This window comes from Caballeronia sp. INML3B, from assembly GCF_023631305.1.
Taxonomy (GTDB): Bacteria; Pseudomonadota; Gammaproteobacteria; order Burkholderiales; family Burkholderiaceae; genus Caballeronia; species Caballeronia turbans.
In genome coordinates, this window is sequence record NZ_JALQDI010000003.1 from 294942 (window position 1) to 311459 (window position 16518).

Sequence of the window (16518 nt, forward strand, 5' to 3'; positions counted from 1 at the left end):
ATGAGGGCCTGCGCTGAAAATGGAAGCGGGAGTCGCGAAGGGCCGACCGGGCTCGAGCGGCGACGAGCGCGGCGTGCAAGACGCGCGGTCCGACGCGAAGAAACGATGCTGAAATTGTACCGGAGTCGTTGCGAACGGGCGGTGTCGCGCCTATGGCGAGCGCGATCGCCTCGCGGGTTTGCGCGCGGCGTGGCCGCCCGCCTCGCCGGGCGTCGCTGGGGCGGCAGGCGCGGGAGGCCGCGGGCGCCTTCCGGTTCGCTCGGCCCAGAGCTTTTCCAGCGCGCCCTCGGCCATCGGCTTGATGAGCGTGCCGGACATCTGTGCGTCCCACGTCTGCACCGAGAACGGATGCGCCCGCAATTCGTCGCGCGTGACGACGACGTCCGCGTGCGCATCGACGAGCCAGTCGTACACGAAATCGATGCACAGCCGATAGCCGCGCTTTGCTCCGGCGTCGGGCACTTCGTACGGCGCGCGCGTCACCCAGCCCGACGCGAACACGCCCTTCGGTTCCTGCGACACGCGATGAACGAACACCCGGTCGCCCGGCAAGAGCCCGCGCGCGGTGCCGCAGCCCCATGCATCGGCGACGGCATCGCCGGCGGCCACGCGCCGCGCGATGTCGGGCAACTCGGGCCACGGCCACTTCCTGGGGCTCCAGATCAGAAGAAAGGCGGTCATCGGATCGATGCAAAGAGAAAGAAGCAAGCGACGAGCTTATCGCAACGCGGCGATCGGGGCCGGATCACGGCGGGGCGTCGCGTACAATGGCCGATCGCTTGCGCGGCACGAAGCCGCGTCGCATCCACGCATTCCCGTCCTGCGAACTCCATGCCCGACACCATCCGTCGCCGTCCAGATGGCCGGCTGATCCTGTTGCTCGGCGCGCTCGCCGCGTGCGGCCCGCTGTCGATCGACATGTATCTGCCGAGCCTGCCTTCGCTCGCCGCCTCGTTCGGCACAAGCCCGGCCGCCGCGCAAAGCACGCTCACGAGCTTCATGTTCGGCTTCTCGTTCGGCATGCTGCTCTATGGCCCGATGTCCGACGCCTACGGCCGCCGGCCCGTCCTGCTCGGCGGCATCGCGTTGTATGCGCTCGCGAGCATCGGCTGCGCGGCGGCATGGTCCATCGATGCGCTCGTCCTCGTGCGCTTTCTGCAAGCGCTCGGCGCGGGTGCGGCATCGGTGCTCGCGCGCGCCATCGCCCGCGATGCGCACGAACCGGGCGACGCCGCCCGTGTGCTGTCGATGCTTTCCATCGTCACGTCGATCGGCCCGTTGCTCGCGCCGCTGATCGGCGGGCAATTACTGCTGCTCGGCGGCTGGCGTGTCGTGTTCGTCGCGCTCACGCTCTTCGGCCTGACATGCGCGGTGACCGCCTTCCTGCGCGTGCCCGAGACCTGGCCGAAGGAGAAGCGCGCGAGCGCGGCGGTCGGCAAGTCGTTCGCCGCGTATGGCCACTTGCTGACCGATCCCGTCACCTGGGGCCACATGATGTGCGGCGGCATGGCGTTCGCGTCGATGTTCGCGTACATCACCGCGACGCCGTTCGTCTATATCGATTACTTTCACGTGAAGCCGCAGTACTACGGGCTGCTGTTCGGGCTGAACATCGTCGGCATCATCGCGGGCAATGTGCTCAACACCCGATTCGTCGGCCGCGTCGGCGCGATGAAGATGATCTCGGCCGCGTCGTTCGTGAGCGTCGCGGCCGCGCTCGCGGTCGCGCTCGTGTCGCTGACGGGCTGGGGCGGCCTGTGGTCGATCGTCGCGACGCTGTTCTTCGTCGTCGGTGTGGTCGGCTTGCTGTCGGCCAACTGCACGACCGAACTGATGCACCGCTATCCGCGCAATGCGGGCGCGGCCGCCGCCGTCTTCGGCGCGATGCAGCTTGCGCTCGGCGCGCTCGCGAGCCTCGCGGTCGGGCTTTTTCACGATGTATCGCCGCACGGCATGGGCATCGTGATCGGCGTATGCGGCGTGTTGACGTTCGCTGGACGCACCCTGGTGTTGCGCTCGCATGCGGTGCCCGTGAAAGTCTGAGCGCCGCGCGGCTTTACGGACGCGCAAAAGAAAAACCTCGCGCGAAGGCGAGGTCGGAAGGTGATGCTCATCGGGTCCTTGAGGGGTACGTCTGGGTCAAAGATGTGTTCCGCGTCGAAGGCCGTTTTATGCGAGATCGGTCAGATCCTTGGGTCAAAAGGTGAAAGACCGGTTCATGTGGGACTGCGGCATGGGTCGATAGGCAATGTCCTTGCGTCGATGATCGGGTAAGCCAGGGTCAAAGGTGTTCCGATCGGGTTGCTTCGGTCAGTGAATATTCCCTGTTTGCCGGGCCCGCGCTCCTCAACGCTGGCTTTACTCGCTTGCCGGTTTTGTCGACGAAACCGGCTTTCGTGCTGCAACAAGGAATGCTTGTCACTATACGTGTCCGAAACGGAGCGACGTATCGAAGGAATTCGAATCGGCAAATCCGCGGCGTTGCGCGCGCGAAATGGACCGTTTCGCGAAGAAGCACGCAATTGTCAGCCGAGCGGCCCGATCGTCGATGCGAGAAAGGTGAACGCGGCCGATTCCGCCTGCGCGATCGCTTCCGGCTCGACGCCCGCGCCGTGGCCGCCTTCGCCGGTTTCCTGATACCAGACGTTCGCATGACCTTGCGCTTGCATCTTCGCCGCCATCTTGCGCGCGTGGCCGGGATGCACGCGATCGTCGCTCGTCGATGACGTGAAAAGCGCCGGCGGATAGGCAACATCCGCCTTCACGTTCTGATAGGGCGAGTACGCCATCAGATGACGCAGATCGCCGGCGTCGTCGGGGTCGCCGTATTCGTCGATCCACGATGCGCCTTGCAGCAGCAAGTGAAAGCGCGCCATGTCGAGCAGCGGCACTTCCGACAGCACCGCGCCGAACAGCTCGGGCCGCTGGACCATGCAGACACCTGTGAGCAGGCCGCCGTTGCTGCCGCCGCGGATCGCCAGTTGCCCGGGCGCGGTGACACCCGTTTTGACGAGCGCCTCGGCCACCGCGTTGAAATCGTCGAAGGAAACCTGACGGTTCTCGCGCAATGCCGCCTGATGCCAGGCCGGACCGAATTCGCCGCCGCCGCGGATGTTCGCGACCGCGTAAAGCCCGCCGCGCTCGAGCCACGCTATGCCGGTCGTCGCGTCGTAGCCGGGATCGAGCGCGACTTCGAAGCCGCCATAGCCATAGAGCAGACAAGGGCGCGCGTCCGTGCAGGTTTCGACCTCACGTCCGATCAGCCAGTAGGGAATGCGCTCGCCGTCTGGCGCGATCGCGTGGCGGCGCACGGCCGAGAGTCCCGTCGCATCGAATTGCGCGGGAAGACGCGCGAGCAATTGCCACGGCGCGTCGCTCGCGAGATCCGCGTGATATAGCGACGGCGGCATCAGAAAGTGCTCGACGTGGATGAGCACGGTGTCGTCGCGCTCGCTGTCGATCGAATCGACCCAGGACTGGCTCGCTTGCGGCAGCGCGAAGTCGCGCGCTTGCCACTCGCCTTCGAGCATCGCGCTCGGGCGCAGCAGCGTGACGCGCGGCGCGCCGTCGTCCATCTGCGAGACGATCAGCCAGTGCTTCGTGAAATCGATTCCCGCGAGGACGAGGCGCTCCGACGGCGTGAAGAGCGCGGTGAACTGGCGCGAGCCTGCGAGAAACGCCTCACGCCGGATGACGGTCAGCGTGCCGGGCGCGTGGCGCCGACCGCCCACGTTCCAGAACTTGCGCGGCGTCACGAAGAGCCAGCCGTTCCAGTGCTCGATTTCCGCGTGCGCCGGCAGGTCGAATTGGCGCCATTCGTTCGACGTCTCGTCGAGCCAGTAGTTGAGCGTGTCGTAGAACGTCACCGCGCGCGATGCCAGATGCAGTTTTTCGATCGGGTCGTAATCCACGCCCGCCGACACGTCGCGCCGGTTGCCTTCGAAGACGACGGGCGCATCCGAGAGCGGCGTGCCGCGCTTCCAGCGCCGGGCCTCGCGCGGAAAGCCCGAGGTCGTCAGCGCGGGGCGCGGGTTCGTCCTGCTGTCGTCCCAGCCGACGTAGACCGTGTCGCGATCGATCCACGAGATATCGTGCTTGCCGACATCGGGCAGTACGAAGCCATCCGCGACAAAGCTTTTCGACGCGATATCGAACTCGCGCACGATGCACGCGTCCGAGCCGCCCGGCGACAGACTCACGAGCGCCCGATCGTAATCGGGGTAGAGCATGTCGAAGTCGGCGAGTGACCAGCGGGTGTCGTCGTCGTGGGTGTTGAGATCGAGCGCGTCGACGTCGAGAATCGTTTCCCAGACTGGCGTGCCCGCGAGCCATGCGCTCCACGGCGTGCGGCGCACGATGCCAAGCGGATGCGCGTCGTCCTGCCAGGTGTTGTAGGCCCAGTCGCCATAGCGCGAGCACGACACGATGCGGTCCTGCGACGTGTACGCTTTTTCGAGCCGCGCGGCGAGCGCGCGCGCTTCGGGCGTGTTGCCGAAAGCGCCTTCGGTGCGGCGGTTCTGGTTATCGACCCAGGCTTGCACGGCGGGGTCGTCGAGCGCTTCGAGGCCGATGAAAGGATCGGGACCGTCAGACGGGGTCCAGGCGAGTTCGGGATGCGAGGTGAGAAGAGTCATGCGGCGCAGGCGGATCCAGATGCAAAACGCCGATTGTGCCTTGTATCGGCCGCACCATGAAAGACGCCACGGCAAGCCGTGGCGTCGGAGGTCGATGGAACAGCGGGCTCAGGCCAGCCGTTCTTCCGTCTTCGGATCGAACAACACGGCCTTCGACACATCGAACAGCAGCGTCATGTTCGACATCGGCTGCGGATTCGACGCCGGATGCACGCGCGACACGATGCGCTTGCCGTTCACCTGCGCGAACACGAGCGTGTCCGGCCCGGTCGGCTCGATCACGTCGACGCGCACGTCGACCGGCTGCAGGCTCGAATCGGAAACGTCGTGCGCGCTGCGCGAATCGGTGATGCGCTCGGGGCGCAGGCCGAGAATCACGTCCTGGCCGACCTTGCCGCGCAGGCGGCCCGCGTCGAACGGCAAATTCAGCACTTTCTGCGCGATACCGGTGTCGAGCTGCAAACCGACGCCCGAGCCCGATTCGACGAGCTTGCCGGCGATGAAGTTCATCGGCGGCGCGCCGATGAAGCCGGCCACGAACAGGTTGGAAGGCGAATCGTAGATTTCCTGCGGCGCGCCGAACTGCTGCACGATGCCGTCCTTCATCACCGCGATGCGGTCGCCGAGCGTCATTGCTTCGATCTGATCGTGCGTTACGTAGACGATCGTCGTGCCGAGGCGCTGATGCAGCAGCTTGATTTCGGAGCGCATCTCGATGCGCAGCTTCGCGTCGAGGTTCGAGAGCGGCTCGTCGAACAGGAACATCACGGGATCGCGTGCGAGCGCACGGCCCATCGCGACGCGCTGACGCTGGCCGCCCGACAGCTGCCCCGGCTTGCGATCGAGCAAATGACCGATCTGCAGCGTCTCCGATACGCGATCGACGATCTTCTTCTGTTCGTCCTTCGGCACCTTGCGGATGTTCAGGCCGAACGAGATGTTGTCGCGCACGCTCATCGAAGGGTAGAGCGCATAGGACTGGAACACCATCGCGATATCGCGATCCTTGGGCGAGAGGTTGTTGACCGTCTTGCCGTCGATCATGATGTCGCCGCGGGTCACGGTCTCGAGACCCGCGATCATGTTGAGCAAGGTCGATTTGCCGCAGCCCGAGCCGCCGACGAGGATCAGGAACTGACCGTCCTCGATGTCGATGTTGACGCCCTTGAGAACCGGCACCCCGTTCGGGTAGGTCTTGTACACGTCACGGATGGAAAGGCTTGCCATGTGAATCCTCTATCTTTCGAAACTGCTCGAATTAACCCTTCACCGCGCCGGCCGTCAGCCCGCGCACGAAATAACGTCCGGCGATCATGTAGACGAGAATCGTCGGCAATGCGGCGATGATCGCGCCCGCCATGTCGACGTTGTATTCCTTCACGCCCGTCGACGTGTTCACCAGGTTGTTCAGCGCGACCGTGATCGGCATGGAATCCACGCCCGAAAACACGATACCGAACAGGAAGTCGTTCCAGATCTGCGTGAATTGCCAGATGAGGCACACCATGAAGATCGGCAGCGACACCGGCAGAAGGATCTTCGTGAAGATCGTGAAGAAGCCCGCGCCGTCGATGCGCGCCGCCTTCACGAGCTCGGACGGAATGCTCACGTAGAAGTTGCGGAAGAACATCGTCGTGAACGCGATGCCGTAGATCACGTGGACGAGCACGAGGCCGGTCGTCGTGTTCGACAGGCCGAGAAAACCTTGCAGGCGCGCCATCGGAAGCAGGATTGCCTGGAAGGGGATGAAGCAGCCGACGAGCAGCATCGTGAACAGGCCGTCCGCGCCGCGAAAGCGCCAGTGCGTGAGCACATAGCCATTGAACGCACCGATGAACGACGAAATCAGCACGGCCGGAATCACCATGCGCACGGAGTTCATGAAGAACGGCTCCATGCCCTCGCAGCGCACGCCGGTACACGCTTCCTGCCATGCCTTGACCCACGGCGCGAAGGTGAAGTGCGTGGGCGGCGTGAGCAGGTTGCCCGTGCGAAGCTGGTCGAGATCCTTGAAGGATGTCGACAGCATCACGTAGATCGGGAACAGGAAGTAGAGCGCGAACAGTATGAGCACCGCGTAGATGACGGCGCGGCTCAAAGTCATCTTAGGCTGCATTGCGAGTGCTCCTCGATTCGAGATACATGAGCGGCACGAGCACCGCGACGACCGTGGCGAGCATCATCATCGACGATGCGGCGCCCACGCCGAGTTGACCGCGGTTGAACGAGAACGTGTACATGAAGATCGCCGGCAGCGACGATGACGTGCCCGGTCCCCCGGCCGTCAACGCGACGACGAGGTCGAAGGTCTTGATCGTGATGTGGCAAAGAATCAGCAGCACGGAGAAGAACACCGGCCGCATGCTCGGAATCACGATCTTGCGGTAGATGGTCGGCAAACCCGCGCCGTCCATCTGCGCGGCCTTGAAGATTTCGCTGTCGACGCCGCGCAGGCCGGCGAGGAACAGCGCCATCACGAAGCCTGTCGATTGCCAGACGGCCGCGATCACGACGCAAAAAATCGCCTTGTCCGGGTCGCCCAGCCAGTTGAACGAGAAGCTCGTCCAGCCCCAGTCATGGAACACTTTCTCCAGACCCAGGCCGGGGTTGAGAATCCACTGCCACGCGGTGCCCGTCACGATGAAGGAGAGCGCCATCGGGTACAGGAAGATGGCGCGCAATGCGCCTTCGTTGCGGATCTTCTGGTCGAGAAGGATGGCCAGGAAAAGGCCGAGGAACACGCAAATGCCGATGAACGGAATGCCGAACCAGCCGAGATTGGCGGCGGAAGTCCACCAGACGTCGTTGGCGAAGAGCTGTCGATAACGGTCCAGGCCCGCGAAATCGTAGCGCGGCATGAGCCGCGATTCGGAGAGTGACAGATACCCGGTGATGGCGATGAAGCCGTAGACGAAAATGAGCGCGATCACGACGCTGGGAGCGAGCACCAGCTTCGGAATCAGACGATCGGCGAGCGCCGCCGTCGGTGAGACGCGACGGGGCGGGTTTTGCGGCTTCTTGTCCGCGGTGATGGAGGCAGTCACGACTCGACTCCTGGAAGATGCGCCGGCGCTTTCGTGCGTTTAGGTGCACTGACTTGCGCTTCTGTGGCGAATGCCTGCTGGCGCTGAAAGATGCGACGTTACAGATGCAGTCCTGCGTTTTGCGCCGCCCGGCGCATGCATGGGCACACGCCGGGCGGAAAACGCCTTTACTTCGTCTTGGCGGCGTTCGCGAGTGCGGCGACCGCGCTCTTCGAATCCTGTGACGAATTCATGAACTTCGTCACGACGTCGGTCATGGCGCCCGCGACGGCGTCGCCCTGAGCCATGCCGTGCGCGAGCGACGGAACATAGCCGCCCGATTTGATCGCCGTCTGTTCATCAGAGTAGGACTTCTTCGCGCAGTCGTCGAACTTGTCCATCGGCACGCCGAGACGCACCGGGATCGACCCCTTGTTCAGGCTGAACTGCTCCTGGAACTCCGGCGTCATGATGGTCTTCGCGAGCGCGAGCTGGCCCGGCGTCGCGGCCTTCTGGCCCTTCTGCTGGAAGAACACGAACGAGTCGACGTTGAACGTGTAGGCCTTTTCCGTGCCCGGCACCGGCGCGCAAATGTAGTCCGCGCCCGCCTTCTTGTTCGCGCCGGCGAATTCGCCCTTCGCCCAGTCGCCCATGAACTGCATGCCGGCCTTGCCGTTGATGACCATCGCGGTCGCGAGGTTCCAGTCGCGGCCCGTGCGGCCGCTGTCGAAGTAGCCCTGGATCTTGCGGACCGTGTCGAACACCTGAACCATCTTGTCCGAGGTCAGCGTCTTCTGGTCGAGATCGACGATCGCCTTCTTGTAGAAGTCCGCGCCCTGCGACAGCACGACGTCTTCCCACAGCGTCAGGTCCTGCCACGGCTGGCCGCCCATCGCGATCGGCATGATGCCCGCGGCCTTCATCTTGTCGGCGACCTGGAAGAACTCGTTCCAGTTGGTCGGCACCTTGCCGCCCGCCTTGTCCAGCGCAGCCTTGTTGATGTACAGCCAGTTCACGCGGTGCACGGAGAAAGGCGCTGCGACGTAGTGGCCGTCCGCGTGGATGATCTTGTCGATTTCGGGCGGCAGGTTCTTCTTCCAGTCACCCGCGACGGAGTCGATCGGCACGAGCACGCCTTGCTCGGCCCATTCCTGGATCAGCGGGCCCTTGATCTGCGCCGCCGACGGCGCGTTACCCGAGATCACCTGTGTCTTCAGTGCGGTCATCGCCGCCGCGCCCGCGCCGCCCGCGACAGCGAAGTCCTTCCAGGTGTAACCCTGCTTCGTCATGTCGTCCTTCAGCACGCCGACAGCCTTGGATTCGCCGCCGGACGTCCACCAGTGCAGCACGGAAACGGCTTCGGCAGCCTGAACCGCCGACGCCGTCGCGCCGCACAGAAGACCTGCGGCGCACAGCGCGCCCATGAGCTTACGGACTTTCATTGTTTATCTCCTCCAGACACCTGAACAAGAAACGATTGGCTCCCGATGCCACCAGAAGCAATGGGGTAGAAGCGTTTGTCAAAAAAACGGTAAAGCTGGATGGCCGGAAATCGGCGATGTCGGCGGGGAAGCGGCAGCGCGAGTCACGACGAACGCAGCGTGCCGGGCCGGCAGACCGATGTACGGCCGCACAGCTCTCAAGAGATGAGTGGGTTGAATCGCAACGGCTGTCTCCTCTTTTGATTTTTGCCCCGGCCGTTCAAACCTTGCCCCGAAGGACGCACTCGACGGCGAGGCGCGAGGCCGGGCGCAGCGGAATCACGGGCACGCCTTCCGTGGAAAGCGGTGAGCCGTGGCCTCCGTTACCATGCGCACAGAACGTCCAGCCGGATAAAAGCGGTCGCCAGTTGGTTTGATTCGCGTGGCTAATTTCCGGTCAGTGACATTTCCTCTTGATTTGGATTGTAGTTAAACTACAATTCAGTGTCAAAAAAAATTTTATCGGACTACGGCGTCATTCGTGGTCTCTTGGGCGGCACGCCCGATTCGACTCACATCCAGTTCTCGAACCCGCGTTCAGACTCATGCAAAGCGACTCGAATTTCATCTTCGTACTCTTCGGCGGCACCGGCGATCTTTCGATGCGCAAGATCCTTCCCGCGCTCTTCGAGGCGCATCGCGCGGGCATGCTCAATCCGGCGGGCAAGATCGTTTCTGTCGCGCGGGAAGCGCTGGAGCAGGGCGAATACCGCGCCTGGGTCGAGAGCCACGTTAAACCGCACGTATCGACGAAAGACGGTGTCGACGACGCCGTATGGCGCAGTTTTCTCGATCGCTTCCAGTACGTCGGACTCGACCTCGGACGCGCGGAGGATTTCGTCGTGCTGCGCGACGCGCTTGCACGATTCGACGGCACGCGCGTCTTCTATCTCGCGACGAGCCCGAAGCTTTTCGTGCCGATCTGCCGCGCGCTCGCCGACGTCGGGCTGAACCAGAATGCGCGCATCGTGCTCGAGAAGCCGCTCGGCTACGACCTGAAATCGTCGAACGCCATCAACGACGCCGTCGGCGAGATCTTCCAGGAAGAGCAGATCTACCGGATCGATCACTATCTCGGCAAGGAGCCGGTGCAGAACCTGCTCGCGCTGCGCTTCGGCAACGTGCTGTTCGAGCCGCTGTGGCGCCGCGAGTGGGTCGAGAGCATCCAGATCACGATCGCGGAAGAACTGGGCGTGGAAGCGCGCGGCGACTTCTACGACAATACGGGCGCGCTGCGCGACATGGTGCAGAACCATTTGCTGCAGTTGCTCTCCATCGTGACGATGGAGCCGCCGCACTCGATGGATTCCGACTCCGTGCGCGACGAGAAATTGCGCGTGCTGCGGGCGCTGAAGCCCATCGACGAGCGCGACATCAGCCGCGTCGCGGTGCGCGGGCAATATCATGCGGGTGTCGTCCGCGGCACGTCGGTGCCGGCGTATGCGACCGAGCCGGGCGTGCGTCCCGACAGCACGACGGAAACCTTCGTCGCCTTGAAGGTGGAAATCGAGAACTGGCGCTGGGCCGGCGTGCCGTTCTTTCTGCGCACGGGCAAGCGGCTCGCGGACCGCGTCGCGGAGATCGTCGTGAACTTCCGCGCGGTGCCGCATTCGGCGCTCGGCGCGAACGCGTTGCGTGCAGGCGCGAACCGTCTCGTGATCCGGCTGCAGCCGAACGAATCCATCCGCCTGTATTGCCTGGCGAAGCAGCCCGGCGAGGGCATGAATCTCGCGAGCGTGCATCTCGATCTCGCGTTCGATCAGTTCTTCAAGGAAGGACAGATGGAGGCGTATCAGCGCCTGTTGCTTGACGTGATTCACGGCCGCCTCGCGCTCTTCGTGCGGCGCGACGAGCAGGAGGCGGCGTGGCGCTGGGTCGAGCCGATCCTGAACGCGTGGGCGTCGGCGACGAACAAGCCGAAGCCTTACGCGGCGGGCACGTGGGGGCCGGCCGCGTCGAGCGCGATGCTTGCGCAGGCCGGCACATGCTGGCTCGAAGAAGAAAACTGACGGCGTGATGCCGACGCGGCCCCAAAGAGGCGCGCGGCGAACATGGAATACAAGAGACCGCTTCGCCCGCCGTTGCGATGGTGCGGGCAGCAGGCGGATCGATAAACCAGAACAAGCAGGAGGAGCAATGATCGAGCTTCGCACTTTCGACGATCCGCGCGCCCACTCGGACGCGCTGGCGAAAGCCGTGGGCGACGCGCTGAAGGCATCCCTCGCGGCGAGGGGGGCGGCATCGGCCGATGCCACGGGACAAACCGCCCACGCCACGCTCGCGGTATCGGGCGGCACGAGCCCGAAGCCGTTCTTGCAGACGCTCTCGCGCGAGCCGCTCGACTGGGCGCACATCGACGTGACGCTCGTCGACGACCGCTGGGTGCCCGAGACCGATTCCGCGAGCAACGCGCAGCTCGTGCGCGACACGCTTTTGCAGAACGCGGGCGCGTCGGCATATTTTCTGCCGCTCGTGAATACGGCCAGGCCGCTGGAAGCGCACATCGCCGAATTGAACGCCGATCCGCGCCGCCGTCTGCCGGATGTCGCCGTGCTCGGCATGGGCGAGGACGGACATACGGCCTCGATCTTCGCCGACGCGCCCGAGTGGGATTTTGCGATCTCGACGCCGGAGCGCTTCATCTCCGTGCATCCGGGCGCGGCGCCGCACGCGCGCGTGAGCTTGTCGATGTCGGCGCTGAAGCAGATCGGACAGTTGTATCTCTTCATCGCCGGCCAGAAGAAGCTCGACGTACTGAACGCGGCGCTCGCCGCCCCGCAAAAGAACGCCATCTCGACGCTGGCCCACGCTGAAGGAGTGAAGCTCGATGTCTACTGGTGTGCATAAGACCGCGACTCAGCACGCCGACGGACCGCGGCTTCTGGCTGACATCGGCGGCACGAACGCGCGCTTCGCGCTGGAGACCGCGCCTGGCGATATCGGGCAGATCCGCGTGTATCCGGGGGCCGATTACCCCGGCATCGCGGAGGTGATGCAGCAGTATCTGAAGGACACGAAGGTCGGACGCGTCAATCATGCGGCGATCGCGAGCGCCAATCCCGTCGACGGCGATCACGTGAAGATGACCAATCACGACTGGAGCTTCTCGATCGAGGCGACGCGCCGTGCGCTCGGCTTCGATACGCTGCTCGTCGTGAACGACTTCACCGCGCTCGCGATGGCGCTGCCCGGCTTGACCGACGCGCAGCGCGAACAGGTGGGCGGCGGCTCGCGCCGGCAGAACAGCGTGATCGGCCTGCTCGGGCCAGGCACGGGTCTGGGCGTGTCGGGTCTGATTCCGGCGGATGACCGCTGGATCGCGCTCGGCAGCGAAGGCGGCCACGCCACGTTCTCGCCGTTCGACGAACGCGAAGACGTCGTGATGCGCTATGCGCGCCGCAAGTTTCCACACGTTTCTTTCGAACGCGTGTGCGCCGGACAAGGGCTCGAGCTGATCTACCGGGCGCTCGCCGAGCGCGACAACGTCACGGTCTCCGAAACCTTCACCGCCGCCGACGTCACGAACCGCGCCCTGCAAGGCGAAGCGCTCGCGCTCGAAGTGGTGAACTGCTTCTGCGCGATCCTCGGCACGTTCTCCGGCAACATCGCAGTGACGCTGGGTGCGCTGGGCGGCATCTATATCGGCGGGGGCATCGTCCTGAAGCTGGGTGAACTGTTCCACAAGTCGCCGTTTCGCGAGCGTTTCGAGGCGAAAGGGCGCTTTCAGCAGTATCTGTCGGGCATTCCCACGTACATCATCACGGCGGAATATCCGGCGTTTCTCGGCGTGTCCGCGATTCTCTCCGAGCAGTTGTCGAACCGTGCGAACAGCGGTTCGTCGGCGGTGTTCGAGCGCATTCGTCAGATGCGCGATGCGCTGACACCCGCCGAGCGGCGCGTTGCCGATCTCGCTCTGAACCATCCGCGCTCGATCATCAACGATCCGATCATCGACATCGCGCGCAAGGCGGACGTGAGTCAGCCGACCGTGATCCGCTTTTGCCGCTCGCTCGGTTGCCAGGGTCTGTCCGACTTCAAACTCAAACTCGCGACCGGCCTGACCGGCACGATTCCGGTGAGCCATAGCCAGGTGCATCTCGGCGACACGGCCACCGATTTCGGCGCGAAGGTGCTGGACAACACCGTATCCGCGATCCTGCAGTTGCGCGAGCATCTGAACTTCGAGAACGTCGAGCGCGCGATCGATATCCTGAACGGCGCGCGGCGCATCGAGTTCTACGGGCTCGGAAATTCGAACATCGTCGCGCAGGACGCGCACTACAAGTTCTTCCGCTTCGGCATTCCGACCATCGCCTACGGCGACCTGTACATGCAGGCGGCGTCCGCTGCGCTCCTCGGCAAGGGCGATGTGATCGTCGCGGTGTCGAAATCGGGCAGGGCGCCCGAGCTTTTGCGCGTACTCGAAGTGGCGATGCAACAGGGCGCGACGGTCATCGCGATCACGTCGAGCAATACGCCGCTCGCCAAACGGGCGACGGTGGCGCTGGAGACGGATCACATCGAAATCCGCGAGTCGCAGCTTTCGATGATTTCGCGCATTCTGCACCTCGTGATCATCGACATTCTCGCGGTTGGCGTGGCGATTCGCCGGGCCGCGCCGAAGCCGGGCGCGAAGATCAGCGAGACGGTCGCCAAGGCGCGTCAATCGAGCGACGATGACGCCGCCGCTGTGCTCGACTGGCTGAGCCACGGCGCCTCGGGGATGGCGCGGGACTAGCCGCGTTCTTGCGTCTACGCAAAAGGCCGCCGATGTGAACATCGGCGGCCTTTTTTCATGCGCTTTCGCGGCGAAAAAAAACGGTGCGATCCGCGTTGAGATCGCACCGCGCAGTGGCGTGAAAAGTACTACGAAGCTAAGGCGCGTTCAGATTCGCCGCTCAGAACGAATGCTGGATGCCTGCATACACGCCGCTCTGGCTGTGGCCGGGAAGCGGGTTGTCCGTCGCGGCGGAGGAGCCATAGTTGTTGGCATTCAGGCCGTAGTTCGCGCTCTTGCTGTTTTGCACCGTGGCAACTTGCAGATCGAGCAGCGTGCGCTTGGACAGGTTGTACGATCCGCCGACGGTGTAGATAGTCGCGTTGCCCGCGCCGTTGTTACCGTTGACGTGATACACCGCGCCGATCAGCGCCGCGGCCGGCGTCATCTGCCACGTCACGCCGCCCCATTCGTGATCGAGTGCGGTCGGCTGACCCGGCAACTGGCCCGTCATGCCGGACGTGCGGATCGCCTGATAGCCGCCTTGCAGCTTGAACTGACCGAGAAACACGTTGAGCATCGCGGTGTACTCGCGCGAGAACGAGTAGGCGCCGTTGCTCGTGCCGTAGTCGCCGCCCAGCGTGCCGTTCGCGGGATTGCGGATTTCGTCGTAGAGACCGCGCACCTGGAAAAGCGGCGACGTGTACGTGATCTGCGCACCCGCCTGGCGGCCTTGGGGCGTGGTGCCGTTACCGTTCCAGTTGGTCGCATTGGAGAGCGCATACTGGCCGTAGAAGTCGAAGCCCGCGACCTTCGGCGACTGGTAAGAAATGTTGTTGCTCGACTGCGGCCAGTTGCGGCCACGCACGAGCGATGCCGACGACCAGTTCGACTGGCCGAACGGATCGAAGTCCCACACGCCGTTCGAGATGAAGAGCTCACGGCCGAGCAGTACCGTACCGAACTGGTTGTTCGCGATACCGACGGTCGCCCAGCGGTTGAAGAGACCGCCGCCGCCCGGGCCTTGACCCGTCATGGTGTTGAAGCTGCCTTCCAACTGGAACACGGCGCGGTAGCCGCCGCCCAGATCTTCGACGCCCTTCATACCCCACAGGCTCGTGCCCCAGTCGCCGCTTTCCGCCCTGAAGCGATGCGACGTGCCGGTGGCCGCGCCGTTGAGGCCGACGCCTGTCGGGACGCCATTCATATATTCGAGTCCCGCGTCCAGGCGGCCATACAGCGTCACGCTGCTTTGAGCCTGCGCCGCCGCGCTGAACGCCAACAGTGCTGCCGACGCGAGCAAAACCTTTTTCATCATCTCCTCCAAATCCCTGTCAAAAATTGAACCAATAGCTGCTGTCTGGCTCGATGCGGGCGCAACGAGCCGAACACGGTTATCGAGGAAAGACGCGCGAACGTGCGCACGGCGAAGCGTCGCGGCAGCTCCACGATCGGCGTCGCCCCTCGGTTTTTGGAGGAATTGTGAAGTAGAACTACGTTTTTCGAGCCGTGGTTTTGTAGTTTTGGTTGCTGATTTGACAAATGTCGTATGCCAGGGGGGAGGCTCGCGAATCGACGTTCGTCATGCTGCGCACGGCGTGCCGGATTTATCGCGCGTACAAATAAAAAACGGTGCGATACCCTTTCGGGCACCGCACCGATACGCGCCTCTCGCAGCAGCGTGAAAACCTTCTAAAAAGACTCTTCGGTCAGACTCGTCGATTAGAACGAGTGCTGGATACCTGCATACACGCCCGTCTGGCTGTGGCCGGGGAACGGGTTGTCCGTCGAAGCAGCCGAGCCGTAGTTGTTGGCGTTCAGGCCGTAGTTCGCGGTCTTGCTGTTCTGCACCGTCGCGACCTGCAGATCGAGCAGGGTGCGCTTGGACAGGTTGTACGAGCCGCCGACCGTGTAGATGGTCGCGTTGCCCGCGCCGTTGTTGCCGTTCACGTGGTAGACCGCGGCGATCAGCGCTGCCGCCGGCGTCGCTTGCCACGTCACGCCGCCCCACTCGTGATCGAGCGTGGTCGGCTGGCCGGGCAACTGACCCGTCATGCCGGAGCTGCGGATTGCCTGGTAGGCGCCCTGAATCTTGAACTGGCCGAGGAACACGTTGAACATCGCCGTGTACTCGCGCGAGTAGGCGTAGACGCCGTTGCCGCCCGAGCCGCCGTCGATCGGGTTGTAGGCGCCGCCGAGCGTGCCGTTTGCCGGGTTGCGGATTTCGTCGTACATACCGCGGATCTGGAAGAGCGGCGTCGTGTAAGTGACATACGCGCCTGCTTCACGGCCTTGCGGGGTCGTGCCGTTACCGTTCCAGTTGGTCGCGTTGGAGAGCGAGTACTGACCGTAGAAGTCGAGGCCCGCGAACTTCGGCGACTGGTACGAAATGTTGTTGCTCGATTGCGGCCAGTTGCGGCCACGCACCAGCGATGCCGACGACCAGTTCGACTGGCCGAACGGATCGAAGTCCCATACGCCGTTCGCGATGAAGAGCTCACGACCCAGCAACAGCGTACCGAACTGGTTGTTGGCGATACCGACCGTCGCCCAGCGATTGAAGAGACCGCCGCCGCCCGGGCCTTGACCCGTCATGGTGTTGAAGCTGCCTTCCAACTGGAACACGGCGCGGTAGCCGCCGCCCAGATCTTCGACGCCCTTCA

At 63.9% G+C, this 16518-nt stretch carries 12 protein-coding genes; 4 read left to right on the top strand and 8 right to left on the bottom strand.

Features of this window, described 5'->3' with window-relative positions:
- Positions 1-150: 150 nt before the first annotated feature.
- The gene (locus NCS58_RS04610) at positions 151-681 is read right to left on the bottom strand and encodes a hypothetical protein (protein ID WP_061118892.1); all 531 of its coding nucleotides are present in this window, start codon (positions 679-681) and stop codon (positions 151-153) included.
- Between the two features lie 150 nt (positions 682-831).
- On the opposite strand from NCS58_RS04610, the gene NCS58_RS04615 reads away from it, so the two are divergent.
- Positions 832-2043 (top strand): Bcr/CflA family multidrug efflux MFS transporter, encoded by a 1212-nt coding sequence (locus tag NCS58_RS04615; RefSeq protein ID WP_061118919.1) that lies wholly within the window; start codon positions 832-834, stop codon positions 2041-2043.
- Positions 2044-2525: 482 nt separating this feature from the next.
- Here the strand turns inward: NCS58_RS04615 and NCS58_RS04620 are convergent, their stop codons facing one another.
- From NCS58_RS04620 to NCS58_RS04640, 5 genes are all read right to left on the bottom strand, one after another.
- Complete coding sequence (locus tag NCS58_RS04620) at positions 2526-4634, bottom strand: prolyl oligopeptidase family protein (protein WP_250537976.1); 2109 nt, start codon at positions 4632-4634, stop codon at positions 2526-2528.
- Between the two features lie 108 nt (positions 4635-4742).
- Positions 4743-5861, bottom strand: a complete 1119-nt coding sequence (locus NCS58_RS04625; protein WP_061118893.1) for an ABC transporter ATP-binding protein — start codon at positions 5859-5861, stop codon at positions 4743-4745.
- 31 nt (positions 5862-5892) lie between these two features.
- On the bottom strand, positions 5893-6750 hold the full coding sequence (locus tag NCS58_RS04630; protein WP_061118894.1) for a carbohydrate ABC transporter permease: 858 nt from the start codon (positions 6748-6750) through the stop codon (positions 5893-5895).
- A complete protein-coding gene (locus NCS58_RS04635; RefSeq protein ID WP_250476437.1) occupies positions 6740-7678 on the bottom strand; it encodes a carbohydrate ABC transporter permease in 939 nt (312 codons plus the stop codon). Before NCS58_RS04635 ends, NCS58_RS04630 begins: the two co-directional genes overlap by 11 nt.
- Positions 7679-7845: 167 nt before the next feature.
- Entirely contained in the window at positions 7846-9099 is a 1254-nt protein-coding gene (locus NCS58_RS04640; RefSeq protein WP_061118896.1) for an ABC transporter substrate-binding protein, read from the bottom strand.
- A 584-nt stretch (positions 9100-9683) separates the two neighbouring features.
- Between NCS58_RS04640 and zwf the strand changes: the two genes are divergently transcribed.
- The 3 genes from zwf (at position 9684) to NCS58_RS04655 (ending at position 13876) form a co-directional block, all read left to right on the top strand.
- Positions 9684-11147 (top strand): glucose-6-phosphate dehydrogenase, encoded by a 1464-nt coding sequence (zwf, locus tag NCS58_RS04645; RefSeq protein WP_061118897.1) that lies wholly within the window; start codon positions 9684-9686, stop codon positions 11145-11147.
- A gap of 127 nt (positions 11148-11274) precedes the next feature.
- Positions 11275-11985, top strand: coding sequence for a 6-phosphogluconolactonase (gene pgl, locus NCS58_RS04650; RefSeq protein WP_250476438.1), 711 nt, complete (start codon positions 11275-11277; stop codon positions 11983-11985).
- Positions 11966-13876 (top strand): bifunctional transcriptional regulator/glucokinase, encoded by a 1911-nt coding sequence (locus NCS58_RS04655; RefSeq protein WP_250537977.1) that lies wholly within the window; start codon positions 11966-11968, stop codon positions 13874-13876. The genes pgl and NCS58_RS04655 overlap by 20 nt, the downstream gene beginning before the upstream one ends.
- Before the next feature lie 160 nt (positions 13877-14036).
- Here NCS58_RS04655 and NCS58_RS04660 read toward each other — a convergent pair whose 3' ends face one another.
- Both NCS58_RS04660 and NCS58_RS04665 read right to left on the bottom strand, forming a co-directional pair.
- Positions 14037-15170, bottom strand: a complete 1134-nt coding sequence (locus tag NCS58_RS04660; RefSeq protein WP_250537978.1) for a porin — start codon at positions 15168-15170, stop codon at positions 14037-14039.
- A 407-nt stretch (positions 15171-15577) separates the two neighbouring features.
- On the bottom strand, positions 15578-16518 hold a 941-nt coding region (locus NCS58_RS04665), incomplete at its 5' end, for a porin (RefSeq protein ID WP_250489913.1).

Excerpts from the sequence above, each read along its gene's own strand:
- NCS58_RS04620 (WP_250537976.1), bottom strand. The coding sequence starts at position 4,634 with ATGACTCTTCTCACCTCGCATCCCGAACTCGCCTGGACCCCGTCTGAC.
- NCS58_RS04625 (WP_061118893.1), bottom strand. The coding sequence starts at position 5,861 with ATGGCAAGCCTTTCCATCCGTGACGTGTACAAGACCTACCCGAACGGG.
- NCS58_RS04655 (WP_250537977.1), top strand. The coding sequence starts at position 11,966 with ATGTCTACTGGTGTGCATAAGACCGCGACTCAGCACGCCGACGGACCG.
- NCS58_RS04610 (WP_061118892.1), bottom strand. The coding sequence starts at position 681 with ATGACCGCCTTTCTTCTGATCTGGAGCCCCAGGAAGTGGCCGTGGCCC.
- zwf (WP_061118897.1), top strand. The coding sequence starts at position 9,684 with ATGCAAAGCGACTCGAATTTCATCTTCGTACTCTTCGGCGGCACCGGC.
- NCS58_RS04660 (WP_250537978.1), bottom strand. The coding sequence starts at position 15,170 with ATGAAAAAGGTTTTGCTCGCGTCGGCAGCACTGTTGGCGTTCAGCGCG.
- NCS58_RS04630 (WP_061118894.1), bottom strand. The coding sequence starts at position 6,750 with ATGCAGCCTAAGATGACTTTGAGCCGCGCCGTCATCTACGCGGTGCTC.
- NCS58_RS04640 (WP_061118896.1), bottom strand. The coding sequence starts at position 9,099 with ATGAAAGTCCGTAAGCTCATGGGCGCGCTGTGCGCCGCAGGTCTTCTG.
- pgl (WP_250476438.1), top strand. The coding sequence starts at position 11,275 with ATGATCGAGCTTCGCACTTTCGACGATCCGCGCGCCCACTCGGACGCG.
- NCS58_RS04615 (WP_061118919.1), top strand. The coding sequence starts at position 832 with ATGCCCGACACCATCCGTCGCCGTCCAGATGGCCGGCTGATCCTGTTG.